The sequence below is a fragment of the Yoonia sp. MH D7 genome (assembly GCF_054439475.1).
This window is the reverse complement of the sequence record NZ_JBTJCF010000001.1, coordinates 2,600,295-2,626,065: the sequence shown is the minus strand read 5'-3', so window position 1 is coordinate 2,626,065 and position 25,771 is coordinate 2,600,295. Positions and strand designations below refer to the sequence as shown.

Genomic DNA, 25,771 nt, shown 5'->3' with positions numbered 1-25,771 from the left:
CCACCTCTCTAGTTAAATTTGCATTATTGCAGGAAGGTGCCGCATAGCAAAGTTGCGCGATTCTGTCTAGTGTTGCCGCAAGACAGGAGAACGAGATCATGACAGCAACCAAAATTGACAGTCTACTTGACGCGATATTGCCACATGTGGCTTTTGACGGCTGGTCTCAAACCAGTTTTGACGCGGCCCGATCAGACACGGAAATCGACGCGGCCACCGCCAAAACGCTCTGCCCGCGCGGGGCCCTCGATCTGGCCGTGGCCTACCACAAACGCGGCGACGCACAAATGGCCGCCGCCATGGCCGCCGCTGACCTGACCGACATGCGCTATTCTGACAAAGTTGCCCACGCGATACGCCTACGCCTGGCCGCCGCAGCCGACAAAGAAGTGGTTCGTCGCGGCTCATCACTCTTCGCGCTGCCAACCCATGCGGGTGAAGGAGCAAAACTGATCTGGGGCACCGCTGACGCAATCTGGAACGCACTAGGCGACACATCGACAGACGCGAACTGGTATAGCAAACGCGCAACATTATCAGCAGTATATGGCTCCGTTGTGCTTTTTTGGCTCGGCGATACCGAAGACGCAACCGACGCGTTCATTGACCGGCGCATTGCCAACGTCATGCAGTTCGAAAAACTCAAAGCACAAGTCAACAAAAGCGCACTCCTCAAACCCATCACCGGCCCACTTGGCAAGTTGATGAGCGCCGTAAAAGCCCCGAACCACACACCAAACCCTGACCTTCCAGGCATCTGGATCGCGGAGGACAAACAATGAAAGCGGTCGAAATCACCAAGGCAGGCGGCCCCGATGTCCTGAAACTTACTGACCGTCCAATGCCCACGGCGGGCTACGGCGAGGTCGTGATCAAAGTCGCCTACGCAGGCGTTAACCGCCCCGATGCTTTGCAACGCGCAGGGCTCTACAATCCACCCGCATCGGCCAGCGACCTCCCCGGCCTAGAGGCATCAGGCGAAATCGTCTCTATTGGCGCGGGCGTCACTGGTCTGGCGACAGGCGACCTCGTTTGCGCACTCCTACCGGGTGGCGGTTACGCAGAATTTGTCGCCACACCCGCCGCCCACTGCCTGCCAATTCCCGATGGCCTCTCGCTGAAACAAGCCGCTTGCTTGCCCGAAACGTTCTTCACTGTCTGGTCCACCGTCTTCATGCGCGGCGGCTTACAAGGTGGCGAACGGTTCTTAGTACACGGCGGCAGCTCCGGTATCGGCACGACAGCAATCCAACTGGCGCGGGCATTCGGCGCGCGCGTCTTCACAACCGCAGGATCTGACGAAAAATGCGCCGCCTGTCTGGCCCTCGGTGCAGAGCAAGCCATCAACTATCGCTCCGTGGATTTTGTCGAGGTAATGCGCAATGCAGGGCGCGCGGATCTGATCCTCGACATGGTCGGCGGCTCGTATATGCAGCGCAATATCCAAGCCTTGGCCAATGACGGACGCATCGTGCAAATTGCGTTCTTGCAGGGGCCAAAAGCAGACTTGAACATGATGGAAATCATGACCCGCAGACTGACAATCACAGGCGCTACCCTGCGTCCTCAATCGGATCTGTCCAAATCGCGCAGCGCAGACCAGTTGCGCGCAAAGGTCTGGCCACTGCTCGCGACAGGTAAAATCGCCCCCGTGATGGATCAGGAATTTGCACTCGCTGACGCCTCTGCCGCCCATACCCACATGGAATCCGGCGCTCATATCGGAAAAATCTTCCTGAAGGTCGACGGCGAATGAGACACAGCCTACGCACAAAAATCATCACGACCTGCGACGCCAAAATCGCGGCTAAGGGACCAACCGTTGGTCTGTCATTCTACGCATTCTTCGCCAATAAAAACGACGATCCCGATCTGCTTTTAGAGGCTGCGACATGGTGGATCAAAACCCACAGGCTCAACCATTTTGAAAAAGCCGCGATGATCAAAGATATTGCAATGTCCGGTCGGTAATTACTGGCGCGGTGGAAAGCTTTTATAAACTGGCAAACGCCAGCCGAACGCGATGCTCCCACCGCGCAATATAAATGTTGCAGCACCGCAAACCAGCAGGCTTTCAAGGGGCGAAAACCCCGTCTCCAAGGCGATCAACGCACTCGCAGCACCAACCAACGCGCAAGTCACATACAACTCGCCCTGACGCAAAATGAACGGCACTTCGTTACAAACAACATCGCGCATCAACCCGCCAAAACACCCCGTCGTAATGCCCATAATAATCACAATTGCATGCGGCTGATCCATACTGGTCGCCACCAATACCCCCGCAGGCACAGCCACAGCCAAGGCCGCGGCATCCAGCCAGACAATACTGCGCGCGCGACTCTCCAACAAATGCGCCATGAAAAAAACCAGCAGCGCGGCAACTGTAGCAACCCCGATAAACATCGGGTTTGCGACCCAAAACACATCACGATTCAAAATCACATCACGAACCGTGCCACCACCCACCGCCGTCAAACTTGCAATAAAAACAAAACCGATCACGTCCAATTGCGCACGACTGGCAACCAGCGCCCCCGTCAGCGCAAAAATAAACACCGCCCCGTAATCCAGCCCTTCAACCAAGGTCATGTCTTAAACGGCTCCATTCCCGCGCGGGCCAATTCGTCCGCACGCTCGTTTTCTGGATGACCCGCGTGGCCCTTGACCCACTTCCATGTCACGTCATGCATCTGCGTCGCTGCATCAAGACGTTTCCACAAATCCTCATTCTTCACAGGTTTATTCGCCGCCGTCTTCCAGCCACGCTTTTTCCACCCGAAAATCCACGCAGTGATTCCATCCTTCACATACGAACTATCGGTCACAATCGTTAAACTTGTCTTACGCTGCAACGCCTCCAACGCCGAAATCGCGGCCATCAACTCCATTTTATTGTTGGTCGTATGGGCCTCGCCACCGTTCAATTCGCGGGTTTTCACAACCGCGTTCCCATCACGCGCAATCATCAACACACCCCAGCCACCAGGGCCGGGATTCCCCGAACACGCACCATCGGTATAGGCAAATAGATCAGTCATTTTAGCGCGCCCTCACACTGATATAGGGGGTAGCTGCGCCACCACAAAACTCATTCGTCTTTTCGGCGGACATACTAAGCTGTCTCCCGCAATACGCGCGGCACCTTGAATTCGACATTTTCCACAGCAGTTTCCACCATCTCGACCGTCACATCATAACGGTCGCGAAAGGCGTCAATCACCTCGTTGATCAAAACCTCAGGTGCCGATGCTCCCGCCGTGATCCCCATCGATGTGATACCATCCAGCGCGCGCCAATCAATATCCGTGGCACGTTGCACCAGTTGCGCATATGCACAGCCAGCGCGCGCGCCAACCTCGACCAAACGGCGCGAATTACTGGAATTAGGCGCGCCCACAACCAACATTGCATCACACTTCGGCGCCATCGCTTTCACGGCTTCCTGACGGTTGGTCGTGGCATAACAAATGTCTTCTTTATGCGGGCCAACGATTGCAGGAAAACGGGCGTGCAGCGCGGCAACAATCTCAATCGTATCGTCCACCGACAATGTGGTCTGCGTCACAAACGCCAGCTTGCGCACATCACGTGGCGCAACAGCCGCCACATCCTCAACAGTCTCGACCAGCAACACCTCGCCATCGGGCAATTGCCCCATCGTGCCAACCGTTTCAGGATGCCCCGCATGGCCAATCATGATCATCTGCAACCCTGCATCCGCATGACGCTGTGCCTCGATATGCACCTTGGACACCAACGGACAGGTCGCATCAACATAAACCATATTGCGGGCTTCGGCGGCATTCGGCACAGATTTCGGCACCCCATGCGCCGAGAAAATCACAGGGCGATCAGGCGGACATTCATCCAGTTCCTCGACAAAAATCGCACCCTTATCGCGCAGCCCATCCACCACAAATTTGTTATGCACAATCTCGTGGCGCACATAAACAGGCGCGCCCCATTTCTCGATCGCCATTTCAACGATCTTGATCGCGCGGTCGACGCCAGCGCAAAAACCGCGTGGCGCGGCAAGATAAAGGGTCAGCGGGGGATTGGTCATATCATGCTCCAAAGGTTGCCCTAGACCTAAGGCGTGAAACACCCCGCGTCCAGTGTTTGGCGCATGAAGAAATGGCCGGGTTTTACCCCGACCACCTATCATTTAGTCCGCGTCAGCAGTTGCCAGCTGATCATCCTCACGCGGCTCACGGGTCGGACGACCCACAACATCGCGCAATTCATCAAGCTCGATGAAATTATCGGCCTGCCGGCGCAATTCATCCGCAATCATTGGTGGCTGGCTCCGGATCGTAGATACAACCGAAACACGCACACCTTTACGCTGCAATGCCTCTACCAACGGGCGGAAATCCCCGTCACCAGAGAATATAACCGCATGGTCGATATGTGGCGCAAGCTCCATCGCATCGACCGCTAGCTCGATGTCCATATTGCCTTTTACCTTACGCCGACCCATGCTGTCGGTGTATTCTTTCGCCGGCTTTGTCACCATGGTGAAGCCGTTATAATTTAACCAGTCAACCAAAGGGCGGATGGGCGAGTACTCGTCATTTTCCAAAAGCGCAGTGTAATAAAACGCCCGTAGCATTTTGCCACGTCGCATAAACTCTGCCCGTAACAATTTGTAGTCGATGTCGAACCCTAGCGACTTTGCAGCAGCATAGAGGTTTGATCCATCGATGAAGAGCGCAAGACGCTCGTCACGATAAAACATAAATGGTCCTTCCGAATGTGTGTCCTGTGGGTGGTCGTACGAATGTGAGTGGTCTAATAACAGGGACACTCTAAATGTAGGTACAATCTAATATGCCGCAAGCCCAGATCAAATCAATGACAGGCAATAATGCGCTGATTGCCCTTGGCAGTAACGCTAATTCACTTTGGGGTGACTCTACAGAAACTATACAAAAGTCTATGCTCATCGTGGGTATCGCCTTGGCCGGAAACGTCGAGCAAAGCGCACTTTACACAACCCCTGCATTCCCTGCGGGCACCGGTCCCGATTTCGTGAACGCAGCGATTCGGGTGCAGACAACCCTGAACGCCGCCGCAATCATGCAGGCCCTCCACGACATAGAGGCCGATGCCGGACGCAAAAGGGTGGTGCGCTGGGGGCAACGCACGCTTGATCTGGATCTGATTGCTTTGGATGACATGGTACGTCCAGACGCAGACACGCATCAAAAATGGCGGGATTTGCCTCTCGATCAACAAGTAAAAACCACACCAGATCAACTCATTATCCCGCATCCGCGCCTGCAGGACCGTAGCTTTGTGTTAGTACCTCTGGCCGACATCGCCCCCGATTGGGTGCATCCGCTGCTTAATCTCTCCGTCACTCAGATGCGCGATGCGCGGCCTCTGGACGAAATCGCCGGTGTCAGGCCGATCTAGCGCCCGCTAGCCCTTGTCATTTTACAACAAAGCGCATAGTGGAGAGCTTTCTGAAGTCATGTCCGATTGATTGGAGTACGCCAATGGCCCGCGTTACCGTAGAAGACTGCGTCGATAAAGTTCCGAACCGTTTTGAGCTTGTGATGCTTGCGGCGCACCGTGCCCGCGAAATCGCCGCCGGTTCCCCGCTGACCGTAGCGCGCGACAACGACAAAAACCCCGTTGTGTCACTGCGTGAAATCGCCGACGAGACCCAAGGGGCTGACGATCTGCGCGAGCGCATGATCGAAGCAAACCAGACCCAGATCGAAGTCGACGAACCAGAAGAGGACAGCATGTCCCTCCTGATGGGCGCCGAATCCGACAAACCTGCCGACGACGACATGTCCGAGGAAAAGCTGCTGCGCGCTCTGATGGACGCACAAGGTCAGCGTTAAACACGAGATGATATAGATGCCGGACCAGATAAACACGACAGCCGACGATCTGGTTGCACTGGTCCGCATCTATAACCCTCGTTCAAACGAAAAACTGCTACGTGATGCATTTGCCTTTGGCGATGCAATGCACGAGGGGCAGTTCCGCCATTCAGGCGAAAAATACTTCACACATCCTGTTGCTGTCACGGTCATCCTCGCTGAAATGCAGATGGACGACGCCACGCTTGTTACGGCTTTGCTGCACGACACGATCGAAGACACCAAAGCAACCTACGCCGAAGTCGCCACACGCTTTAGCCGTGAAATCGCCGAACTTGTTGATGGCGTGACCAAGCTGACCAATCTACAGCTCAACAGCACCCAAACCAAACAAGCCGAAAACTTTCGCAAACTGTTCATGGCCACCAGCCGCGACCTGCGGGTAACGCTGGTGAAACTGGCCGACCGCTTGCACAATATGCGCACGATAAAATCCATGCGCCCCGACAAGCAGGTGCAAAAAGCCCGCGAAACGATGGACATCTACGCGCCGCTCGCAGGGCGCATGGGTATGCAATGGATGCGCGAAGAGCTGGAAGATCTGGCCTTCAAAGTGCTGAACCCCGAAGGACGCAATTCCATCATCCGGCGGTTTATCTCCCTGCAACGCGAAGCGGGCGACGTGGTCGAAAAAATCACCGCTGATATGCGCGTAGAGCTGGAAAAAGTCGGCATCGAAGCATCGGTCATGGGGCGGGCGAAAAAACCCTACTCGATCTGGCGCAAAATGGAAGAAAAGGAACTGTCGTTCAGCAGGCTTTCCGACATCTACGGCTTTCGTATTCTCACCGCGACCGAAGCCGACTGTTATCGCACATTAGGCGCAATCCACCAACGCTGGCGGGCTGTTCCGGGACGGTTCAAAGACTACATCAGCCAGCCCAAATCCAACGGCTACCGGTCGATCCATACTACGGTGTCAGGACGCGACGGCAAACGGGTCGAGGTGCAAATCCGCACCCGCGAAATGCACGAAGTTGCCGAAACGGGCGTCGCTGCCCACTGGTCCTATAAAAACGGCGAACGGGTCGAAAACCGCTTTGCCGTGGACCCCGTGAAATGGATCGCGCAACTGACCGAACGGCTCGATGAAAGCCACGATCACGACGACTTTTTAGAAACCGTGAAACTGGAAATGTATCAGGACCAAGTGTTCTGCTTTACCCCCAAAGGCGACGTCATCAAACTGCCGCGCGGTGCCACCCCCATCGATTTTGCCTACGCAATCCACACGCGGATCGGCTCTGGCTGTGTCGGGGCAAAAGTCGACGGTATCCGCGTGCCGCTCTGGACTCGCATCAAAAACGGCCAGTCGGTCGAGGTCATCACCGCAGAGGGGCAAACACCCCAAGCGACATGGATCGACATCGTGGTCACAGGCCGCGCCAAAACCGCCATCCGCAGATCCTTGCGCGAAGAAGACCGCGACCGCTATGTGCGCTTGGGGCGCGAACTCGCCCGCGTGGCCTTTGAAAACGTCGGTAAAAAATCGACTGACAAAGCCCTGCGCACCGCCGCCAAAGCCATGGCCATAGAAGACGCAGAAGAAATGCTGGCCCTGCTTGGCAGCTCTGAATTGACCTCACATGAAATCGTGCGCGCGATCTACCCCGAACTGGTTGAAAAACAAGGCGACGAAATCGACGAAAAACGCGCGGTTGTCGGCCTCGATGCGGACCAGAACCACAAACGCGCCAAATGCTGCCAACCGCTTCCGGGTGAACGGATCGTGGGCATCACCTATCGCGGCCAGGGCGTCGTCGTCCACGCCATCGACTGCGAAGCCTTGGTCGACTTCGAAGATCAACCCGAACGCTGGATCGACTTGCAATGGCAAGAAGGCACACATAGGTCGGTCAATACCGTGACGTTTGACGTAACAATCACCAATGACGCAGGTGTTCTGGGACGGATATGCACACTCATTGGCGAACAAAACGCAAATATCTCGGATCTGACATTTATTGACCGCAAACCTGACTACTTTAGGCTGTTAATTGATATAGACTTACGTGACAGCGAACACATGCACCGCGTATTCAAGGCGCTTGATGCAGATAGCAATGTCTCGTCACTTGAACGACACAGGGACCCGGGACTGGCCAGCGCCGTTCGGGCATAATGCACTGAGAGGACGAGTGGATTGGTTTTCAAACGGAGGGATAGACGGACGGTCGGCGAGATCGTCGGCAGGGCGCTCTACCCACGTGGCGGCTGGGCTCGCGCGTTTGAATACGTCAAACACCGCGTGCGGCGGCTGCCCGACACCCCCGAAAAAATCTCACGCGGCATCTGGGCAGGCGTGTTCACCACATTCACGCCCTTCTACGGATTGCACTTTGTCGTAGCCGCAATCGTGGCCAAACTCATGCGTGGCAATATCCTCGCGGCTCTGCTCGCAACCTTCTTTGGCAACCCGCTGACTTACTTGCCCATCGGTATCGCGTCGCTGACCACAGGGCACTTCCTGCTCGGCATCCGGCCCAAGCACGGCCCCATTGATTCCTCGCTGGGCGATAAATTTGCAGGTGCAGGTGGCGATTTGTGGCACAATCTACACGCGCTCTTTACCTTTCAGAAAATGGACTGGAGCAATCTCGCCGTCTTCTACAACGAGCTGTTTTTCCCCTACATGATCGGCGGCATCATTCCCGGCGCTGTGGCGGCAACCGTCTGCTACTACATTTGCGTCCCGCTCATCCGCGCTTATCAAAACCGCCGACGCAATGTGCTGCGTTCCAAACTCGACCAACTCAAGAAAAAAACCACAACACCGGATGACGCTGATCCAACTTCACGCTAGGCTCTCATCAAGCCCGCAACCATAGGACCGCTGACATGACACCTGACCGCTTGCGCCTTGGCGTGAACATCGACCATGTGGCCACCGTGCGTAACGCGCGGGGCGGCAATAACCCCGACCCCGTACGCGCTGCCTTGATCGCACAAGACGCAGGTGCCGACGGCATAACCGCCCACCTGCGCGAAGACCGCCGTCACATCATCGACGCCGATATCGACGGGCTGATGGCTTCGCTGAAAATCCCGCTCAACTTCGAAATGGCCGCCACCGCAGAAATGCAAGCCATCGCCCTGCGCCACAACCCTCATGCCATCTGCCTTGTCCCTGAAAAACGGGCCGAAGTAACCACCGAAGGCGGGTTAGAGGTCGCCGCACAAGATAACGTTCTTGCAGTCTACATCGCGCCATTCATCGCCGCCGGCAGCCGCGTGTCAATGTTCATCGGCGCGGACAAACGGCAAATCGACGCCTGCGCGCGCATCGGTGCCCCCGTGATCGAATTGCATGCAGGGGCCTACGCCGATGCTTGGGCCGAACAACGCTGGGATGATCGCGACAGCGAACTTGCCAAAATCACCGACATGGCCGCCTATGCCCATGAACTCGGTCTCGAAGTCCACGTCGGTCATGGCCTTACCTATGACAGCGTCACGCCTATCGCGGCCCTGCCGCAGGTGGCTGAACTCAATATCGGCCACTTCATCATCGGCGAAGCGATCTTCCGCGGCCTCGGTCCCGCCATTTCCGAAATGCGGCGGCTCATGGACGCGGCGCGGACATGATCAATCAACTGGCCCTGCTTGCAGTCCTTGCGTCACCGCTTGGCGCACAATCGATCAACCCCTGCGACTGGCAGGCTTCCGCCCAAGCGTTGGTAGAACCGTGGGAAGACAACACGCGCCTCTTTGCAAACGGGGCAGTGCGTCTGGCCGCCCTCGATACAATAGAACCCGCCATCGCGGCCGCTTATCTGCTGGTCCTGTCACCGCCCTACGACGAAGTTGGCGGGCGGCAATGCAGGGTGATCGGGCTCACCGACACAATGGGATTTGCGTCCATCGACTTCGCGACGCTCACCTCGCGCTACGACCCCGCAATCGGCCTCATCTTCGACATCCCTGTGCAAGCGATCGACGCGAATACCTCCCTCACAACGATGGACGCCCTGACACTCACCCTCAATCAGTCCACAGGGGCACTGACCACTGCAATAAAACCTGCACGCGAATGATCCTTGGCATCGGCACCGACCTCGCAAACATCGACAGAATCGCAAAAACACTGGACCGGTTCGGCGACAGGTTCCGCAACCGCGTCTTCACCGATATCGAACAAGCCAAGGCCGAACGAAGACGAGACGTCGCCGGCACCTATGCCAAACGCTGGGCCGCAAAAGAGGCGTGTTCCAAGGCGCTGGGCACCGGCCTCGCCATGGGGATCGCATGGAAAGATATGTCCGTCACCAACTTGGCGTCAGGCCAACCGACAATGCAGGTCACAGGCTGGGCAAAGGACAGGCTCGACCAGATGACACCGGCAGGGCATCACGCCGTAATTCATGTCACTCTGACCGATGATCACCCTTGGGCGCAGGCATTTGTGCTGATCGAGGCCTTGCCAATAGCGCCATAGGTTGACAGGACAGGGGCGGGGGCGCATATCGACGCGATGTATAAAAAGGTACGAAACAATGGCTGGTAATGCAAAAGGCAACGAAACAGGCGGCTTTATGGCAAGTATCAAGGAAACAGTGAAAACTGTGGTCTGGGCGCTGCTGATCGCTGGTGTGTTCCGTACATTGTTCTTCCAGCCGTTCTGGATTCCGTCAGGCTCGATGAAAGACACGCTGTTGATCGGCGACTTTCTGTTCGTGAACAAAATGGCCTACGGCTATTCCTACGCCTCCTGCCCGTCGATCCGCATCCCTGCGGTGGGCATCGACATTGGTGCCGATGATTTCTGCGGTGTATTTAAAGACGCCGATAGCCGCCTGTTCGGCTCAGATCCAGAAATGGGCGACGTTGTGGTCTTTCGCCATCCGGTCACAGGCGCCGATTTTGTCAAACGTCTGATCGGCACACCGGGCGACCGCGTCCAGATGAAAGACGGGCTACTTTATATCAATGATGTCGCGGTGACGGTCGAAGACGCGCCAGATTTCATTGAACCCTACGGTTTCCAAGGACCGCAGCGCAACGAGACCCGCTGCGCGAACGGCGCGGTTGGCGAAGGGGCCGACTGCATCAAAGGCCGCCAATACGAGACCCTGCCAAACGGCGTGCGGCATTCGGTCCTGAACATCGGTGACCGACAGCTTGATAACACAGGCGTCTTCACCGTGCCCGCCAATGAATACTTTTTCATGGGCGACAACCGCGACAACTCCACCGATAGTCGGGTGGCGCAGCAGTTGCGCGGCGTGGGCTTCGTGCCACGCAATGATATCGTAGGCCGCGCCGACCGCGTGATGTTCTCGTCTGCTGGCCGTTCCATGCTGGCATTCTGGACATGGCGCTCCGACCGCTTCTTTAAGGCTATCGAGTGAAACTATCCGCCGATCTTAAAGCCTTCTGCGGGCGTCTGGGCTATGATTTTATCAAGCCCGACTTCCTTGTGCGCTCCGTCACCCACTCATCGATGGTCTCCCCGCACCGCGACGACAACCAGCGCCTCGAATTCCTTGGCGACCGCGTGCTGGGGCTCGTCATGGCCGAGGCCCTGCTGAAAGCCGACCCTAGCGCTCCCGAAGGGCTGCTCGCCCCGCGCTTTAACGCGCTCGTGCGCCGTGAAGCCTGCGCCGACGTGGCGCGCCAGATCGACCTTGGCGCTGTCCTGAAGCTCGGTCGCTCCGAGATGAAATCAGGCGGACGGCGCAAAGAAGCTCTGCTCGCCGACGCGATGGAAGCCGTGATTGCAGCCGTCTACCAAGATGGCGGTTTTGATTCCGCCCGCCGCGTGATCCTGCACCTCTGGGGACACCGCGTCAGCAACGTCGCCGAAGATGCACGCGACGCAAAAACATCACTGCAAGAATGGGCGCAAGCGCGCGGCGAAGTCCCGCCGCTCTACGTCGAAGTAAACCGTACAGGCCCCGACCACCAACCGGTGTTCACCATTGAGGTCCGCTTGGCCTCTGGACCCTCCGCACAAGCGACAGCAGGCTCCAAACGCCACGCCGAACAGGCCGCTGCCACCGCTCTTTTACAGAAAGTAGAACTGTCATGACCGACGCGCCCACCAAAGCAGGCTTTGTAGCCCTGATCGGCGAGCCCAACGCGGGCAAGTCGACCCTGATGAACAAAATGGTCGGCGCGAAAGTGTCGATTGTCACGCATAAAGTGCAAACCACCCGCGCCCGCATCCGTGGCGTCGCAATCGAAGGCCAATCGCAACTGGTCTTCGTCGACACGCCTGGCATGTTCAAACCCCGCCGCCGCCTTGACCGCGCTATGGTCAAAGCAGCATGGGGCGGTGCCGCCGACGCCGACGTTGTTGTGCTGCTGATCGAGGCCCACCGCGGCCGCTCGGAAGGCGTGAAAGCCATCATCGAACGCCTGAAAGAACACGCAGGCAAATCCCCCGTCGCGCTTGCCATCAATAAAATCGACAAGGTCAAAGCCGACAAACTCTTAGGCCTCGCCGAAGAAATGAACGAAGCATTCCCCTTCGTGCAAACCTTCATGATCTCGTCCGAACGCGGCCACGGCGTCGACGCCCTGCGCGAATGGCTGTCCCACCAATTGCCGGTCGGACCATGGCTCTATCCCGAAGACCAGATCGCCGATTTGCCCCTGCGCATGATCGCCGCCGAAACCACCCGCGAAAAACTGACCCTCCGCCTGCACCAAGAATTGCCCTACCAGCTCACGGTCGAAACCGAAAACTGGGAAGACCGCAAAGACGGCTCCTGCCGCATCGACCAAATCATCTACGTCATGCGCGACGGCCACAAGGGCATCGTTCTCGGCAACAAGGGCGAAACCATCAAGGCCGTCAGCACCGCCTCGCGCATCGAACTTGAAGAATTCCTCGACCGCCGCGTTCACCTGTTCTTGCAGATCAAAGTGCGGCCAAACTGGCTAGAAGAATCAGAGCGCTACTCCGAAATGGGCCTCGACTTCAAAGACGGTAACATATGAGATTAACAGCGGAAATCTGGGTTTCCGCTTACCTCACGCGGCTGCGCCTGACTGACATTCCCGCCTTTGTCGTCAAACACGGCGACAACACAGCGGGGGCTGTTCTGGTCAAACTCAACACGCTCGACGGCAACGCACGCTGCTTCCAGCGCTCATTCGATCTGATGACAGGCGAGCGTAAATGGATCACCCTGACCGACGGCTTGGAAGCCACAGTCGACGCCTCAATCGCCAAACAGCGCAGCTTTGATCCCGACCTCTGGGTGATCGAGGTCGAAGACAAACAAGGCCGCCACCTGCTCGATCAGGATGGTCTCGAATGAACTCCGTGAAAAACGCGAGGCGAGGCGCGCCCACATGATCACTTGGTCCGACGAAGGCGCACTGCTGAACGCTCGCCCCTTCGGCGAGACCTCCATGATCATCGACGTTTTCACCCCGCAGCACGGACGCCACACGGGCGTCGTGCGCGGCGGCATCAGCCGAAAAGTGGCCCCGCACCTACAACCCGGCGCACAGCTTTCCCTCACATGGAAAGCACGGTTAAACGACCACATGGGGTCCTTCTCCATCGAGCCAATCCGCAGTCGCGCCGCCACTGCCATGGGCGACCGCCTCGCTCTCGCAGGACTGAACGCGATCTGCGCAATCCTCTCCCGTGTCCTTCCCGAACGCGAAGCACATCTCCCACTCTATCACCGCACAATCGCCCTGCTCGACCTCCTCGGCCAATCCGGCGTCTGGCCCTTGGCCTACCTGCGCTGGGAACAAGCACTGCTCGACGAAATGGGTTTCGGCATGGACTTGTCAGCCTGCGCTGTGCGCGGCGTCAACGAAGATCTGGCCTTCGTTTCTCCCCGCACAGGACGCGCCGTCAGCCGCGATGCAGCAGGCGAATGGGCCGACCGGCTGCTCTTGTTACCGCCGGTTCTGGCAGGCAAAGGCGACGCAGATAATGCTGAGATCGGCATCGCCCTCGGCACCACAGGCTACTTCATAGAGCATCGGCTGATCAAAAGCCTCGGCGACCGCCCCATGCCCGCCGCACGACAACGGCTCCTCGACGCAATCAAACGTCAAGGCACCTGAAACACCATCTCACGACCAGCGGTATTGCTTAAAATCAACGTCGCTTTATGCGCCTCGGCTAAGGTCATGTCACCCAACGCCGCAAAAAACGCACTCTCCAACGGCAAATCAGGACAGGCCATGCGCGTCGCGCCAATCGGCCCCACCTCAAACCACGGATAGTCGGTCAATTGATCCGCAAAATAACTGTTGCAAGGCGCGCGCCCCGTCACCTTACCCACCTGCGAAACATTGATCGTTGCCACCCCGCCAAACGGTGCACCATCCAATGAAACCATAGCATAGTCACCATCAAACGGCGCATAGGCACTCACACTCTCGTCGCCCCAACAGGCCGCCAAAAGCACAAGCAATAAAATGGCGCGCAGCATGTTAATCCAGTAACCTACGCGCAATCACCTGCGCCTGAATTTCAGCAGCACCCTCAAAGATATTCAAAATACGCGCATCACACAAAATACGGCTCACCTTATACTCCAACGCAAACCCATTCCCACCATGGATCTGCAACGCATTATCCGCACAGGCCCACGCCACACGCGCACCCAGCAGTTTCGCCATGCCCGCCTCCAGATCACAGCGACGGTCATTGTCTTTCTCATGCGCCGAAAAATATGTCAGCTGCCGCGCCACCATAATTTCCACCGCCATCATCGCCAGCTTACCCGACACTCGTGGAAAATCTATTAACGCCTTGCCAAATTGTTTGCGATCGCGTGCATATTGCATCCCAACATCCAGTGCAGACGCGGCCACCCCAATCGCACGCGCCGCCGTTTGAATCCGCGCGCTCTCGAACGTCTGCATTAACTGCTTAAACCCTTTGCCCGTCTCGCCGCCCAACAGGTTCTCGCCCTTGACCTTAAATCCGTCAAACGCCAGCTCGTATTCCTTCATGCCGCGATACCCTAGGACCTCAATCTCGCCACCCGTCATACCTGACGTCGGGAACGGATTGGCGCAATCTCCGGGCGTCTTTTCGGCTAAAAACATCGACAGACCCTTATAGTCCGTTGTGTCAGAATCCGTGCGTGCCAGCAGCGTCATCATATGCGTGCGCGACGCATGCGTGATCCAGGTTTTATTGCCCGTCACTTCCCAATCATCGCCAACCTTGACCGCGCGCGTACGCAAACTGCCCAGATCAGACCCCGTATTCGGTTCGGTAAATACAGCTGTGGGCAGCGTCTCGGCGCTCGCCAAACGTGGCAGCCATTTCTGCTTTTGCTCTTCGGTGCCGCCACAAATAATCAGTTCGGCGGCAATCTCGGACCGCGTGCCAAGTGACCCCACGCCAATATACCCACGCGACAATTCCTCAGACACAACACACATCGCAGATTTCGACAGTCCAAACCCCCCGTATTCCTCGGGGATCGTCAGGCCAAACACACCCATCTCGGCCAATTCCTCGATGATCTGCATCGGGATCAACTCGTCTTTCAAATGCCATTCATGCGCAAACGGCTCGACCTTCTCGACAGCAAATCGGCGGAATTGCGCGCGGATCATCTCCAACTCATCATCAAGCCCGGCAGCGCCCACGGTGATATTGGCCGATTGTTCCTGCATCAACTCCACCAGACGGGACCGGGCGGCTTGCGTATTGGCGTTCCGCGTCAGCGTCGATTCGGCCTGCGTCATGCGGACATCAAATACACCCATATCGTGCAGGCGGATCATCTCGCCTTGGTTCATCTGAATGCCGCCATGCACCTGCGCAATGTACTCTCCAAAAGCGATCTGATGGATCAATTGCTCGACCTCTCCAAACTTGCCTTCGGCAACCAAATGTTCCGCCCATGCCTGCATCTGAGTCAACGCCTGCACATAGGTCGCGAGCCACGCTACACCATGCGCAGCGGTCTGGTTTGCCTCAATCAACGCCCCCGAAATTCGACCTGCATCCGTCACCAGGCCGCGCAACGCCTGCTTCGCGGCGAGCAAAATTGCATCAACAGCAGGCAAGGCGGCCTTGGTCGTGACCAGCAAATTCTCAACAAGGGGGCTCTGCGTCATTGTGGTATCCTGTCCGTCATGTGCCATCGGGCGTCTCCAGTATTATGCAGGTGCAGAGATATATACTTTGCAACCGCAGCGCAATAATCATATCATTATTTACACAAATTTGAACAAAAATGTCGCGATGAAACAAGGCGCACAACCAGCGCAGGTTACGACAACAACTCCTCGAACCCGCAAACCCCAGCCAGCTCAGGCACCTGTTCAGGCGGGACCACCTCAAAACTCGCGCGATATAGCACCGTGTTGCCCTGCATCGCCTGCATTTGCCAAATGCCCGTAACCAACTCATAGTCAAAATCAAACTGGTAAAAGCTCATAGACGGCACATCGCCACGGATAAGACTGCCAAACGACTGGTGTGTCGCACCGCTATCGCCCATCGGCGGGTGCGTGATCGTCATCGTGACACCCTGCATGCCCAACGGATCAACAGCCCGCGCCTTCACCCCAAATCCAACACCAACCACGGCTGGCACAAGGGGACCCCGCGACACAAACGGCGGATCAATATCAATCAAATGCGTCGTGCCAGCAACGGTATCTGGCGCGGTACTCTCGCCTGTCGTAGGCGGCGCACAAATTACACCAACCTCAAACGCGGCGATCTGCACTCCAGCCTTATCAGGCTGCACAGCCACCTGAGCCGCCAAAGCCACCGGAAAAACGACAAAGAAAAAGGTGCGCCACATCATCATGGGCGCACCTTAACAGTCTTTTGTTTAACGAAAAGTGCTTAACCGATCGCGGCCGCTTTCACGTCGTCATCAATGTATGGCAGATACTTTTCAAAGTTATCGCTAAACATCGCAACCAACTTGGCCGCCTGCGCATCATAGGCCGCCTTATCACTCCACGTCTCGCGCGGATCCAACAACGTCGCATCTACACCATCGCAGGTTTTTGGCACCTCAAACCCGAAATTCGGATCCTTCTGAAACTGGTTCTCAACCAACGTCCCATCCAGTGCTGCTGCCAACAACGCGCGTGTGGCCTTGATAGGCATCCGCGACCCTGTGCCATATGCCCCACCAGTCCAACCGGTGTTCACCAACCAACAAGTCGCACCATGCGACGCAATCTTCTTGCGCAACAGGTTACCATAGACCTCAGGACGACGCGGCATGAACGGCGCACCAAAGCAGGTAGAGAATGTAGGCTCAGGCTCGGTCACGCCCCGCTCTGTTCCAGCAACCTTAGACGTGAAACCACTTAGGAAATGATACATCGCCTGCGCAGGTGTCAAACGACTGATCGGCGGTAGCACACCAAAGGCATCGCACGTCAGCATAATGATGTTCTTAGGATGCCCGCCCAACGCGGTTTCCGACGCATTGCCGATATACTCTAGCGGATAAGCACAGCGCATATTTGCCGTCAGACTATCATCATCAAAATCCAGATCAAACGTCTCGGGATCATAAACCATGTTCTCGATCACAGTATGCGGCATCGATGTTGTCGCATAAATCTCCGGCTCGGCCTTAGGGTCCAAGCCTATCGTCTTGGCATAGCAGCCGCCCTCAAAGTTAAAGGTGCCGCGATCCGACCAGCCATGCTCGTCATCACCAATCAAAACGCGGCTAGGGTCCGCAGACAGTGTGGTTTTGCCCGTGCCAGACAGACCAAAAAACACAGCCGTATCCACCGGATTACCGGGCGCGTGGTTGGCCGAGCAATGCATCGGCATGATACCTTTTTCAGGCAACAGATAGTTAAGAAGCGAAAACACCGCCTTCTTATTCTCGCCCGCATAGCCGGTGCCACCGATCAATATCAGCTTGGCATCAAAATTCATCGCAATTACGGTCTCGGTCCGGCAACCATGCCGGGCAGGATCGGCCTTAAACGTGGGGCAGTTGATAATGGTAAAGGCGGGCACGAACGTGTCCAGTTCGGCCGCGGCGGGACGACGTAGCAGGTGACGGATGAACAACCCGTGCCACGCAAGCTCGGTCACAATGCGCACATCCAAGCGGTACGCGGGGTCCGCACCAGCATAAAGGTCCTGCGCATCATAAGTGCCACCCTTCATATGCTCCAGCATATCGGCGTGAAGGACGTCAAACTTATCCATTTCCATCGGCGCGTTGTTATCCCACCAGATGGTGTCTTTCACCGACGGCGTGGCAACAACAAACTTGTCCTTGGGGGACCGGCCTGTGTGCTTGCCCGTGGTTACCAAAAACGCGCCACCTTTGCCTGTGACACCTTCGCCTGCGGCAACCGCAGCATCCTGCAATTCGGCTTCAGAGCGGTTATAATACACAGAACCCAAGCCCTTGATGCCCTGATCTTCTAGCTTCATCGATGGGTTGACCTGTCCTTGGTCCATGGGTTCGCTCCTTGATAGGGGGCACATGGCGGCCCCGATGCCTATCCATAACACCATGTTTTTCATGGCTGAAACCCCAGATTGTCGCAGTTAGCGCAACCAAATCACTGTTAGCGCAACCATAGGCGGTGCTTGGCGTGGTCTTCGCAATAATTGGTGCATTTTAGTCATTACTTATCACATTCTGGCGAAAATAAGGCACGCCCAACGGACGATTCGTACTTGAGGGTTGATTCGCTGCCTGAAATTGCGGAAAACAAATGAAAAACAGGCAAATAATAATTGAGCAGTAAGGGTAAACTCCCATGTCAAGAATCGCATTGGTAGACGACGACAGGAATATCCTGACGTCGGTGGCAATGACTCTCGAAGCCGAAGGCTTCGAAGTCGAAACATATAACGACGGCCAGGCCGCACTTGACGGTTTTAACAAACGCATGCCCGACATGGCTGTGCTGGACATTAAAATGCCCCGTATGGACGGCATGGATCTGTTGCAACGCGTGCGGCAAAAATCCTCGATGCCGATCATTTTTCTGACGTCGAAAGACGATGAAATCGACGAAGTTCTGGGCCTGCGTATGGGTGCCGACGACTACGTTAAAAAACCGTTCTCACAGCGTCTGCTGGTCGAGCGCATCCGCGCATTGCTGCGTCGTCAGGACGCGCTTGCTGGCGAAGACATCGAAGAAACCGAAGAAACCAAAGTGATGATGCGCGGTGAACTGACAATGGATCCGCTGCGTCACGCGGTGAAATGGAAAGGCAATGATGTGTCCTTGACGGTCACAGAATTCCTTTTGTTGCAGGCACTCGCACAGCGCCCCGGCTTTGTGAAATCGCGCGATCAACTGATGGATGTAGCCTACGACGATCAGGTCTATGTCGATGACCGCACCATCGACAGCCACATCAAACGGCTGCGTAAAAAGATGCGCAACACCGATGATACATTCAGCGCCATCGAAACTCTTTACGGTATCGGCTACCGTTATAACGAAGAGTAAATAGTGACAGTGGCCCCGAAAATAGACATCCACAATCTGGAGTCTGTCAGGGCTGCGGCCATAACGCCCGACCTTGTGTTGGGCGACGACTGGGTTGCGCCGCAACCGCTTGGCGAACATGAATTGGGCGATAAACGGCGCAAGCGTAACCTGCTTGCGCTGCGCAGCTCGCCGATCGCCCGCAAAATCATCACCTTTAACCTGATCGCAATGATGCTGCTGATCGCAGGTGTATTATTCATTAACTCATCGCGCGATACGCTGGCGTATCAACGCGCCACGGGACTGGTTTCCGAGACACAGCTGATTGCGGACGTCTTCGAGGCCCAACTGCCCGCTGCGGCCCCTGTGAATATGGTCACAGGCGACGGGATCGACGTGCGGGCGACGCTGGACGGATTAAGTCTGCATGCCGGTGTTGTCGTCGGGGTTTACGACCCGCAAGGCAATCTGGTCGCGCAGTCCAAAGGGGTTGATCACGGGCATGAAGTTGCGGGGCTGGACCGCGCCGAGGGTAAAACATACCTGACAGATATTCTGAACGCCGCATGGAATAGCGTGGCTAGCCTGTTCGGAAAAGAACAGCAATCGGCCACTGTAACCGAGGTTCTGGACGCCGAAATCGCAAAGTTCGCCAGCGACGCTTTAGCTGGTGGCACACAGTTGAAAACGGTGACCGAGCAGGGCGATATACGCTATATCGTGACGTCGCCGATCATGCAGGGCGCAAATGCAGTGGGGGTTGTTGCTGTGCAAGGGGCCGCGGGCGAGTTGGATGCGCTGGTGCGCCGCGAACGTGAAAAAGTGCTGCAACTGTTTCTGGTCGGTTTGGCAATCAGCATCGTTTTGAGCCTTATTCTGGCATCGACAATCGCTAATCCGCTGGCAGATCTGGCTGCTGCTGCTGAAATTGGCCGTGATAAAAACGCCCGCAAAATGTCACCAACCCGCGTGCGTATTCCGGATCTTAGCGCGCGGCCCGACGAGATTGGCCGTCTGTCGAGCGCGCTGCGGGGCATGGTTTCGGCGCTTTACGAGCGTATCGAAGGTAACGAACAATTTGCGGCGGACGTGGCCCATGAAATCAAGAACCCGCTGGCATCGCTGCGGTCCGCCGTGGGGACGTTGCGGGTCGCAAAACGCGATGACCAGCGCGAGACATTGCTGAATGTGATCGAGCATGACGTGCGCCGTCTGGACCGTTTGGTCAGTGATATTTCCAATGCTTCGCGGCTGGATAGTGAGTTGGTCAAGGAAGAAGAAGAGGCCTTTGACCTGTTGCATATGCTGCGCAATATCAATGATTTTCTGGGGCGTGAGGCCGAGAGCAAGGGCATCGATTATATTGCTGATCTGCCCGAAGACCCTATTCAGGTTCTAGGGCTGGAGGGACGTCTGGCGCAGGTGTTTGTCAACCTGATAACCAATGCAATTTCGTTTTGCGAAGATGGCGATGCGATCCGCGTTTGGGCGCGCAAACGTGAGAACCGCGTGTTGATTGTCGTCGAGGATACCGGCCCCGGCATTCCCAACGAGGCGTTGATAAAGGTTTTCAAGCGGTTCTATTCCGAACGCCCTGCAGGGCAATTTGGCAATAATTCGGGCCTTGGGTTGGCAATCTCGAAACAGATTGTCGAGGCCCATGGTGGCGTGATCTGGGCCGAGAATATTCGCCCGACCGAGGCCGATATGACCTCGGAGCCGTTAGGCGCGCGCTTTGTTGTCGGTCTGCCGGTTTAGGTGAAAACCTTATCCGCGGATAAGTTTGTACATGGCAGCTGTGTTGCAGTTGATGGCGCTGCGGTGCTGATTTTAGGACAAAGTGGTGCGGGTAAATCGGCCTTGGCCCTTACGTTGATGGCGTTTGGCGCACGGTTGGTTGCGGATGATCAGGTGGATTTGCGGTTGGACGGAGGGCGCGTTGTGGCCAGTGCCCCGGCGCAGATCAGGGGCTTGGTCGAGGCGCGGGGCGTCGGGGTTTTAAATGCTGAATGTAGTGATACCGCACCGCTCGCACTGGTTGTTGACATGGATGTTGAGGAGCACGACCGCGTCCCGATGTCGCGCTGGATTGCGATACTGGGGTGTGAACTGCCCTTGCTACACCGCGTAGATGGCCTACATTTCGGGCCAGCGATTCTACAATTTTTGCGAGCAGGCAGGAGTGACCGGTGACTGATATTGAGAATACCCTACACCCCAATCTAGTGTTGGTGACCGGCCCGTCGGGTGCCGGGCGGTCGACCGCGATCAATGCGCTGGAAGATTTGGGCTATGAGGTGATCGACAACTTACCACTGTCGCTGCTCGACGGTTTGTTGAGCGGCCCTGCGCCAAGCGGCCCGCTTGCTTTGGGACTAGATGTGCGCAACCGCGATTTTAGCACCGATGCGCTGGTCGCTGCGATTGATAAGCTGGCGCTGCGACAGGATTTGAACGCGCAGGTGCTATATCTGGATGCTGCCGAGGAAATTCTGGTGCGCCGGTATTCCGAGACGCGGCGTTTGCATCCGCTAGCGTCGGGCGGACCGCCGTTGGCCGGTATTGCTCGCGAGCGCGAGTTGCTGGTCCGTATTCGCGCCCGCGCCGATGTGCTGATTGATAGTGGTGGCTTGTCGCCGCATGATTTGCGCGCCGAGATCGAGAAGTGGTTTGCCCCAAGCGCGGGCCGCGTGTTTGGTGTCACGGTACATTCGTTTTCCTACAAGCGCGGCTTGCCCCGTGGCCTGGATATTGTGATGGACTGTCGGTTTTTGCGCAATCCGCATTGGGATGACAGCCTGCGCAGCATGGATGGTCGTGACGCGGCGGTTGATGCATATGTCACGGCGGATCCGCGTTTTGCGCCTTTCTTTGAGAAAATCAAAGACTTGGTTGATTTTTTGCTGCCTGCCCATAAAGAAGAGGGCAAGTCGCATCTGTCGATCGGGTTTGGCTGTACCGGCGGTCAGCACCGTTCTGTCACAGTTGCACAAAGACTTGCCGAGGCTCTTGCGAAGGACGGATGGCAGGTATCTAAGCGGCATCGGGAAATGGAACGTCGTGATGCGCAGGCATCATAGGTAGTCGAGGGTAGTGGCTTGATCGGAATTGTGATCGTCGCACATGGCGGATTGGCAGGAGAATATCTGTCAGCGGTTGAGCATATCGTCGGTGCGCAGGCAGGAATGTTGAGTATTGCGATCGGCCCTGACGATGATCGTGCGGCAAAGCAGGACGAGATTTGTGAAGCTGCCGAGGCGGTCGATGTGGGCCATGGTGTTGTCATTGTGACCGATATGTTTGGTGGGTCACCATCTAACCTGTCGCTGCGTGCCTGTAGTCCGCAGAACCGCCGTATTCTATATGGGGCGAACCTGCCCATGTTGATCAAGCTTGCGAAATCCCGTCATTTGCCAGTGCCGGACGCAGTTGACGCGGCGTTGCATGCCGCCCACAAATACATAAACAGCCACAGCGTAGGACAGCCATAATATGACAGAGCGCAGGCTTAAAATCGTGAATATCAAAGGATTGCACGCCCGTGCATCTGCCAAACTGGCCGCTGTTGTCGAGGAATTTGACGCCACCGCCACCGTGTCCAAGGATGGAATGGACGCCAACGGCGACAGTATTATGGGGCTTTTGATGTTGGCAGCCTCTATTGGAACTTTTATTGATGTGACCACGAGTGGTGCCGATGCGGACCTGTTGGCGGATGCCATCGAGGCGCTAGTTGCTGACAAATTTGGCGAGGGCGGTTGATCTTTTGACAGATAAGAGTTCGGATTTTACCGCTCCGCGTGTGTATGATCGCGCCAGTCTGACCTATTCCAACACATTTGACAGTCCGCTAAAGCGTCAGATTATTCGTACGATCGAGTTGTTGACGGGCAAAATCAAGATTGCCGGACTGGTCCGTCGTTTCGAGAGGATGGGCACGTTTAAGGGGCAGTCGTTCTGGCGTGCCACGTTGGATGTGATGGGGATTGATCTGCTGACGCCAGTGGATCAGTTGGCGCATATTCCAGCCACGGGACCGGTGATTTTTGTCGCCAACCATCCGCATGGTTTGGTTGATGGTATGATTTTGGCGGATTTGATTGGTCGCAGGCGTAATGATTATCGTATTTTGACGCGGTCGCTGTTGACGGGGATTGATGAGGATGCGGCCAGTTACATGATTCCCGTGCCGTTTCCGCACGAGCCGGATGCGCAGAAAAAGATGGTTGCGATGCGTCAGGCGGCGATGGAGCATTTGAAGGCGGGGGGGCTGGTGGCGTTGTTTCCGTCGGGGGTTGTTGCCAGTTCTGATAGTATGTTTGGCCCTGCGATTGAGCGTGATTGGAATGTGTTCACCGCCAAGATGATCCGCAATTCGGGGGCTACAGTTGTGCCTTGTTTCTTTCCGGGATCAAATTCGCGGGTCTACCAGATTGCCAACCGTATTTCCGCGACATTGAGGCAAGGGTTGTTACTGCACGAGATTGTTCATGCGCTGAACAAGCCGCAGAAACCGGTAGTGGGTGTGCCGATTGCACCGGCCGAGATTGCTGCACGCGGGGCTGATCCGCGTGCGTTTATGGCGTGGTTACGTGCGCATACGCTTGGATTGGGCGACTAGCGGGTCGGGACGGGCACTTCGCCGCGATAGTCGTAGAAGCCGCGTTTGGTTTTGCGGCCTAGCCAGCCGGCCTCGACGTATTTTGTGAGCAGGGGGCAGGGGCGGTATTTGGTGTCGGCCAGCCCGTCATGCAGCACGTTCATGATCGCAAGGCAGGTATCTAGCCCGATGAAGTCTGCGAGTTCCAGCGGTCCCATCGGGTGATTTGCGCCGAGTTTAAGGGATGTGTCGATGGATTGGACCGAGCCGACACCTTCGTAAAGGGTGTAGATCGCTTCGTTGATCATCGGCATCAGGATGCGGTTGACGATGAAGCCGGGGAAATCTTCGGAGGCGGTGCTGGTTTTGCCCAGTTTGGCCACAACGTCCTGGCAGGTTTTGAAGGTTTGTTCGTCTGTCGCGATGCCGCGGATCAGTTCGACAAGTTGCATGATCGGGACGGGGTTCATAAAGTGGAAACCCATAAACCGTTCCGGCCGGTCGGTGCGCGACGCAAGGCGGGTGATGGAAATTGAAGAGGTGTTTGACGTGAGAATCGTGTCGGGTTTCAGGTGGGGCAACAGATCTTCGAAAATAACTTGCTTGATCGCTTCCCGCTCTGTTGCAGCCTCAATGATCAAATCGGTTTGTCCAAGGTCGGGGAGCGTCTGGGTCGTGCCAATGCGCGCCATGGCGTCGGCTTTTGTCGCTGCTTCAATCTGGCCTTTGCCGACCTGACGTTCCAGATTGCGATCGATCAGATCAACAGCCGCTTTTAACGCATCGCCACTGATATCATTCAACAATACCTCGTAGCCGGCCAGCGCAAAAACATGTGCGATGCCGTTGCCCATCTGGCCTGCGCCAACAATACCTACGCGTTCTACTGTCATGGTGGTCCCCTTCGTGTTGGCTGCACCATATGCGCCATGTGCGGGGGGCGGCAAGGCACTTGAGCCGTTAAAAGAAGCCTCAAGTTTTCTCTTTAGCTAAATCGAAAGGGCTTTCGGTGATTCTAGCAAAAGGAATCAAAATTCGTTGAAAGCTGTGACCCATGAAACATGAAACCAGAGATGGCAGTAGTCTGACATATGCGCCCTGTCGTTACGGAATGTCGCGCATTTTGTTTCGCGGGCCACGTCGTAAACTGGATGCGCCCTATCTCGCGTTTATTGGCGGGACCGAAACATTCGGCAAATATATCGACAGGCCGTTTCCGGCGTTGCTAGAGCAGGTTGTCGGAAAAACCTGCGTGAATTTCGGGTGCGTTAACGGTGGTGTTGATGCTTTTGTGAATGATCCGACGATTATGTCGGCCTGCCATGATGCAAAACTGACCGTGGTGCAGATTATGGGCGCGAATTTTCTATCGAACCGGTTCTATTCGGTGCATCCACGCCGCAATGACAGGTTCTTGCGCGCATCAACGGTGTTACAGGCGATTTATAACGAGGTGGATTTCTCGGACTTTACCTTTACCCGTCACATGTTGAATGCGTTGTACCGCCTGTCCCCCGAACGGTTTGATATTGTTGTGTCCGAGCTGCGTGAGGCATGGGTGGCCCGCATGAAGAATATGTTGGTGCAAATCGGGCCAAGGTCGGTTCTCTTGTGGTTTTCCCGTGCGCCGATTTCTGATGCGCGCTGGCAGGCGGCCCTAAATCCGATGCAGGTGGATCCGTTATTTATCACCAAAACGATGATCGACGAATTGCGCGGTTTGGTTTTGGATGTTGTGCAGGTGGTGCCATCCGAGTTTGCCATCGGGGTTGGCACACGAGGGATGCATTTTTCTGGGATGCAGGCCAAGGCGGCGTCAGAAATGTTGGGGGTTGCCTGTCATGCCGAGGCAAATAGTGCGCTTGCGTCGGTGATAAAGCGGCACCTATGAAAA

32 protein-coding genes are annotated in these 25,771 nt (G+C 56.2%); 23 read left to right on the top strand and 9 right to left on the bottom strand.

Annotation, left to right across the window (positions count from 1 at the left end; all coding sequences use genetic code 11):
- Positions 1-98: 98 nt before the first annotated feature.
- The 3 genes from ACXLHR_RS13085 to ACXLHR_RS13075 are packed head-to-tail and all read left to right on the top strand — an operon-like array spanning position 99 to position 1,971.
- Complete coding sequence (locus tag ACXLHR_RS13085) at positions 99-782, top strand: COQ9 family protein (protein WP_458791861.1); 684 nt, start codon at positions 99-101, stop codon at positions 780-782.
- Positions 779-1,756 carry an NAD(P)H-quinone oxidoreductase gene (locus tag ACXLHR_RS13080; RefSeq protein ID WP_458791860.1) on the top strand — a complete coding sequence of 326 codons (978 nt, stop codon included), beginning with the start codon at positions 779-781 and terminating at the stop codon, positions 1,754-1,756. Before ACXLHR_RS13085 ends, ACXLHR_RS13080 begins: the two co-directional genes overlap by 4 nt.
- Positions 1,753-1,971 carry a DUF6500 family protein gene (locus ACXLHR_RS13075; protein WP_458791859.1) on the top strand — a complete coding sequence of 73 codons (219 nt, stop codon included), beginning with the start codon at positions 1,753-1,755 and terminating at the stop codon, positions 1,969-1,971. Before ACXLHR_RS13080 ends, ACXLHR_RS13075 begins: the two co-directional genes overlap by 4 nt.
- On the opposite strand, the gene ACXLHR_RS13070 is transcribed toward ACXLHR_RS13075, so the two are convergent.
- The 4 genes from ACXLHR_RS13070 to ACXLHR_RS13055 form a co-directional block, all read right to left on the bottom strand.
- Positions 1,972-2,592 carry a trimeric intracellular cation channel family protein gene (locus ACXLHR_RS13070; RefSeq protein WP_458791858.1) on the bottom strand — a complete coding sequence of 207 codons (621 nt, stop codon included), beginning with the start codon at positions 2,590-2,592 and terminating at the stop codon, positions 1,972-1,974. It lies immediately after the preceding gene.
- Entirely contained in the window at positions 2,589-3,041 is a 453-nt protein-coding gene (rnhA, locus tag ACXLHR_RS13065) for a ribonuclease HI (protein WP_458791857.1), read from the bottom strand. Before rnhA ends, ACXLHR_RS13070 begins: the two co-directional genes overlap by 4 nt.
- Positions 3,042-3,115: 74 nt before the next feature.
- On the bottom strand, positions 3,116-4,066 hold the full coding sequence (gene ispH, locus ACXLHR_RS13060) for a 4-hydroxy-3-methylbut-2-enyl diphosphate reductase (RefSeq protein WP_458791856.1): 951 nt from the start codon (positions 4,064-4,066) through the stop codon (positions 3,116-3,118).
- A gap of 102 nt (positions 4,067-4,168) precedes the next feature.
- Positions 4,169-4,741, bottom strand: a complete 573-nt coding sequence (locus ACXLHR_RS13055) for a LabA-like NYN domain-containing protein (RefSeq protein ID WP_458791855.1) — start codon at positions 4,739-4,741, stop codon at positions 4,169-4,171.
- 92 nt (positions 4,742-4,833) lie between these two features.
- On the opposite strand from ACXLHR_RS13055, the gene folK reads away from it, so the two are divergent.
- The 12 genes from folK (at position 4,834) to recO (ending at position 13,931) form a co-directional block, all read left to right on the top strand.
- On the top strand, positions 4,834-5,421 hold the full coding sequence (gene folK / locus ACXLHR_RS13050; RefSeq protein ID WP_458791854.1) for a 2-amino-4-hydroxy-6-hydroxymethyldihydropteridine diphosphokinase: 588 nt from the start codon (positions 4,834-4,836) through the stop codon (positions 5,419-5,421).
- Positions 5,422-5,504: 83 nt separating this feature from the next.
- Positions 5,505-5,858, top strand: a complete 354-nt coding sequence (rpoZ, locus tag ACXLHR_RS13045) for a DNA-directed RNA polymerase subunit omega (protein WP_458791853.1) — start codon at positions 5,505-5,507, stop codon at positions 5,856-5,858.
- 16 nt (positions 5,859-5,874) lie between these two features.
- Positions 5,875-8,022: a RelA/SpoT family protein gene (locus ACXLHR_RS13040; protein WP_458791852.1), complete on the top strand. Its 2,148-nt coding sequence runs from the start codon at positions 5,875-5,877 to the stop codon at positions 8,020-8,022.
- 21 nt (positions 8,023-8,043) lie between these two features.
- Positions 8,044-8,703 carry a DUF2062 domain-containing protein gene (locus tag ACXLHR_RS13035; protein WP_458791851.1) on the top strand — a complete coding sequence of 220 codons (660 nt, stop codon included), beginning with the start codon at positions 8,044-8,046 and terminating at the stop codon, positions 8,701-8,703.
- Between the two features lie 35 nt (positions 8,704-8,738).
- Positions 8,739-9,485 carry a pyridoxine 5'-phosphate synthase gene (locus ACXLHR_RS13030; RefSeq protein WP_458791850.1) on the top strand — a complete coding sequence of 249 codons (747 nt, stop codon included), beginning with the start codon at positions 8,739-8,741 and terminating at the stop codon, positions 9,483-9,485.
- Positions 9,482-9,934 carry a hypothetical protein gene (locus tag ACXLHR_RS13025; protein ID WP_458791849.1) on the top strand — a complete coding sequence of 151 codons (453 nt, stop codon included), beginning with the start codon at positions 9,482-9,484 and terminating at the stop codon, positions 9,932-9,934. The genes ACXLHR_RS13030 and ACXLHR_RS13025 overlap by 4 nt, the downstream gene beginning before the upstream one ends.
- The gene (gene acpS / locus ACXLHR_RS13020) at positions 9,931-10,335 is read left to right on the top strand and encodes a holo-ACP synthase (protein ID WP_458791848.1); all 405 of its coding nucleotides are present in this window, start codon (positions 9,931-9,933) and stop codon (positions 10,333-10,335) included. The genes ACXLHR_RS13025 and acpS overlap by 4 nt, the downstream gene beginning before the upstream one ends.
- Positions 10,336-10,393: 58 nt before the next feature.
- Positions 10,394-11,248, top strand: a complete 855-nt coding sequence (gene lepB / locus ACXLHR_RS13015) for a signal peptidase I (protein WP_458791847.1) — start codon at positions 10,394-10,396, stop codon at positions 11,246-11,248.
- Positions 11,245-11,928 carry a ribonuclease III gene (gene rnc / locus ACXLHR_RS13010; protein ID WP_458791846.1) on the top strand — a complete coding sequence of 228 codons (684 nt, stop codon included), beginning with the start codon at positions 11,245-11,247 and terminating at the stop codon, positions 11,926-11,928. Before lepB ends, rnc begins: the two co-directional genes overlap by 4 nt.
- Positions 11,925-12,842 (top strand): GTPase Era, encoded by a 918-nt coding sequence (gene era, locus ACXLHR_RS13005; RefSeq protein ID WP_458791845.1) that lies wholly within the window; start codon positions 11,925-11,927, stop codon positions 12,840-12,842. Before rnc ends, era begins: the two co-directional genes overlap by 4 nt.
- Positions 12,839-13,165 carry a DUF1491 family protein gene (locus ACXLHR_RS13000; protein ID WP_458791844.1) on the top strand — a complete coding sequence of 109 codons (327 nt, stop codon included), beginning with the start codon at positions 12,839-12,841 and terminating at the stop codon, positions 13,163-13,165. Before era ends, ACXLHR_RS13000 begins: the two co-directional genes overlap by 4 nt.
- Positions 13,166-13,199: 34 nt before the next feature.
- Complete coding sequence (gene recO, locus ACXLHR_RS12995; protein ID WP_458791843.1) at positions 13,200-13,931, top strand: DNA repair protein RecO; 732 nt, start codon at positions 13,200-13,202, stop codon at positions 13,929-13,931.
- On the opposite strand, the gene ACXLHR_RS12990 is transcribed toward recO, so the two are convergent.
- From ACXLHR_RS12990 to ACXLHR_RS12975, 4 genes are all read right to left on the bottom strand, one after another.
- Positions 13,919-14,302, bottom strand: coding sequence for an META domain-containing protein (locus ACXLHR_RS12990; RefSeq protein ID WP_458791842.1), 384 nt, complete (start codon positions 14,300-14,302; stop codon positions 13,919-13,921). The genes recO and ACXLHR_RS12990 overlap by 13 nt on opposite strands.
- 1 nt (position 14,303) lies before the next feature.
- The gene (locus ACXLHR_RS12985; RefSeq protein ID WP_458791841.1) at positions 14,304-15,977 is read right to left on the bottom strand and encodes an acyl-CoA dehydrogenase family protein; all 1,674 of its coding nucleotides are present in this window, start codon (positions 15,975-15,977) and stop codon (positions 14,304-14,306) included.
- 128 nt (positions 15,978-16,105) lie between these two features.
- Positions 16,106-16,651, bottom strand: a complete 546-nt coding sequence (locus ACXLHR_RS12980) for a DUF3859 domain-containing protein (RefSeq protein ID WP_458791840.1) — start codon at positions 16,649-16,651, stop codon at positions 16,106-16,108.
- Positions 16,652-16,689: 38 nt separating this feature from the next.
- Positions 16,690-18,288, bottom strand: a complete 1,599-nt coding sequence (locus tag ACXLHR_RS12975) for a phosphoenolpyruvate carboxykinase (RefSeq protein WP_458791839.1) — start codon at positions 18,286-18,288, stop codon at positions 16,690-16,692.
- 305 nt (positions 18,289-18,593) lie between these two features.
- On the opposite strand from ACXLHR_RS12975, the gene ACXLHR_RS12970 reads away from it, so the two are divergent.
- Genes ACXLHR_RS12970 through ACXLHR_RS12940 form a run of 7 tightly spaced genes read left to right on the top strand, consistent with a single transcriptional unit; the run spans position 18,594 to position 23,898 of the window.
- Positions 18,594-19,295: a response regulator transcription factor gene (locus ACXLHR_RS12970; RefSeq protein ID WP_458791838.1), complete on the top strand. Its 702-nt coding sequence runs from the start codon at positions 18,594-18,596 to the stop codon at positions 19,293-19,295.
- Between the two features lie 3 nt (positions 19,296-19,298).
- Positions 19,299-21,035, top strand: coding sequence for a sensor histidine kinase (locus ACXLHR_RS12965; protein ID WP_458791837.1), 1,737 nt, complete (start codon positions 19,299-19,301; stop codon positions 21,033-21,035).
- On the top strand, positions 21,036-21,470 hold the full coding sequence (locus ACXLHR_RS12960; protein ID WP_458791836.1) for an HPr kinase/phosphorylase: 435 nt from the start codon (positions 21,036-21,038) through the stop codon (positions 21,468-21,470).
- Positions 21,467-22,357 (top strand): RNase adapter RapZ, encoded by an 891-nt coding sequence (gene rapZ, locus ACXLHR_RS12955; protein WP_458791835.1) that lies wholly within the window; start codon positions 21,467-21,469, stop codon positions 22,355-22,357. Before ACXLHR_RS12960 ends, rapZ begins: the two co-directional genes overlap by 4 nt.
- An 18-nt stretch (positions 22,358-22,375) precedes the next feature.
- Positions 22,376-22,768: a PTS sugar transporter subunit IIA gene (locus ACXLHR_RS12950; protein WP_458791834.1), complete on the top strand. Its 393-nt coding sequence runs from the start codon at positions 22,376-22,378 to the stop codon at positions 22,766-22,768.
- A 1-nt stretch (position 22,769) separates the two neighbouring features.
- Positions 22,770-23,039 (top strand): HPr family phosphocarrier protein, encoded by a 270-nt coding sequence (locus ACXLHR_RS12945; protein ID WP_458791833.1) that lies wholly within the window; start codon positions 22,770-22,772, stop codon positions 23,037-23,039.
- Between the two features lie 4 nt (positions 23,040-23,043).
- Positions 23,044-23,898 carry a lysophospholipid acyltransferase family protein gene (locus ACXLHR_RS12940; protein ID WP_458791832.1) on the top strand — a complete coding sequence of 285 codons (855 nt, stop codon included), beginning with the start codon at positions 23,044-23,046 and terminating at the stop codon, positions 23,896-23,898.
- On the opposite strand, the gene ACXLHR_RS12935 is transcribed toward ACXLHR_RS12940, so the two are convergent.
- The gene (locus ACXLHR_RS12935; RefSeq protein ID WP_458791831.1) at positions 23,895-24,770 is read right to left on the bottom strand and encodes a 3-hydroxybutyryl-CoA dehydrogenase; all 876 of its coding nucleotides are present in this window, start codon (positions 24,768-24,770) and stop codon (positions 23,895-23,897) included. The two genes, ACXLHR_RS12940 and ACXLHR_RS12935, sit on opposite strands and share 4 nt — an antisense overlap.
- A 161-nt stretch (positions 24,771-24,931) precedes the next feature.
- Between ACXLHR_RS12935 and ACXLHR_RS12930 the strand changes: the two genes are divergently transcribed.
- Positions 24,932-25,768, top strand: coding sequence for a DUF6473 family protein (locus ACXLHR_RS12930; RefSeq protein WP_458791830.1), 837 nt, complete (start codon positions 24,932-24,934; stop codon positions 25,766-25,768).
- The last annotated feature ends 3 nt before the right edge of the window (positions 25,769-25,771 follow it).

Coding starts and splice junctions, on each gene's coding strand:
- ACXLHR_RS13085 (WP_458791861.1), top strand. CDS start 99: ATGACAGCAACCAAAATTGACAGTCTACTTGACGCGATATTGCCACAT.
- ACXLHR_RS13080 (WP_458791860.1), top strand. CDS start 779: ATGAAAGCGGTCGAAATCACCAAGGCAGGCGGCCCCGATGTCCTGAAA.
- ACXLHR_RS13075 (WP_458791859.1), top strand. CDS start 1,753: ATGAGACACAGCCTACGCACAAAAATCATCACGACCTGCGACGCCAAA.
- ACXLHR_RS13070 (WP_458791858.1), bottom strand. CDS start 2,592: ATGACCTTGGTTGAAGGGCTGGATTACGGGGCGGTGTTTATTTTTGCG.
- rnhA (WP_458791857.1), bottom strand. CDS start 3,041: ATGACTGATCTATTTGCCTATACCGATGGTGCGTGTTCGGGGAATCCC.
- ispH (WP_458791856.1), bottom strand. CDS start 4,066: ATGACCAATCCCCCGCTGACCCTTTATCTTGCCGCGCCACGCGGTTTT.
- ACXLHR_RS13055 (WP_458791855.1), bottom strand. CDS start 4,741: ATGTTTTATCGTGACGAGCGTCTTGCGCTCTTCATCGATGGATCAAAC.
- folK (WP_458791854.1), top strand. CDS start 4,834: ATGCCGCAAGCCCAGATCAAATCAATGACAGGCAATAATGCGCTGATT.
- rpoZ (WP_458791853.1), top strand. CDS start 5,505: ATGGCCCGCGTTACCGTAGAAGACTGCGTCGATAAAGTTCCGAACCGT.
- ACXLHR_RS13040 (WP_458791852.1), top strand. CDS start 5,875: ATGCCGGACCAGATAAACACGACAGCCGACGATCTGGTTGCACTGGTC.
- ACXLHR_RS13030 (WP_458791850.1), top strand. CDS start 8,739: ATGACACCTGACCGCTTGCGCCTTGGCGTGAACATCGACCATGTGGCC.
- ACXLHR_RS13025 (WP_458791849.1), top strand. CDS start 9,482: ATGATCAATCAACTGGCCCTGCTTGCAGTCCTTGCGTCACCGCTTGGC.
- acpS (WP_458791848.1), top strand. CDS start 9,931: ATGATCCTTGGCATCGGCACCGACCTCGCAAACATCGACAGAATCGCA.
- lepB (WP_458791847.1), top strand. CDS start 10,394: ATGGCTGGTAATGCAAAAGGCAACGAAACAGGCGGCTTTATGGCAAGT.
- era (WP_458791845.1), top strand. CDS start 11,925: ATGACCGACGCGCCCACCAAAGCAGGCTTTGTAGCCCTGATCGGCGAG.
- ACXLHR_RS13000 (WP_458791844.1), top strand. CDS start 12,839: ATGAGATTAACAGCGGAAATCTGGGTTTCCGCTTACCTCACGCGGCTG.
- recO (WP_458791843.1), top strand. CDS start 13,200: ATGATCACTTGGTCCGACGAAGGCGCACTGCTGAACGCTCGCCCCTTC.
- ACXLHR_RS12990 (WP_458791842.1), bottom strand. CDS start 14,302: ATGCTGCGCGCCATTTTATTGCTTGTGCTTTTGGCGGCCTGTTGGGGC.
- ACXLHR_RS12985 (WP_458791841.1), bottom strand. CDS start 15,977: ATGGCACATGACGGACAGGATACCACAATGACGCAGAGCCCCCTTGTT.
- ACXLHR_RS12980 (WP_458791840.1), bottom strand. CDS start 16,651: ATGATGATGTGGCGCACCTTTTTCTTTGTCGTTTTTCCGGTGGCTTTG.
- ACXLHR_RS12975 (WP_458791839.1), bottom strand. CDS start 18,288: ATGGACCAAGGACAGGTCAACCCATCGATGAAGCTAGAAGATCAGGGC.
- ACXLHR_RS12970 (WP_458791838.1), top strand. CDS start 18,594: ATGTCAAGAATCGCATTGGTAGACGACGACAGGAATATCCTGACGTCG.
- ACXLHR_RS12945 (WP_458791833.1), top strand. CDS start 22,770: ATGACAGAGCGCAGGCTTAAAATCGTGAATATCAAAGGATTGCACGCC.
- ACXLHR_RS12935 (WP_458791831.1), bottom strand. CDS start 24,770: ATGACAGTAGAACGCGTAGGTATTGTTGGCGCAGGCCAGATGGGCAAC.
- ACXLHR_RS12930 (WP_458791830.1), top strand. CDS start 24,932: ATGAAACATGAAACCAGAGATGGCAGTAGTCTGACATATGCGCCCTGT.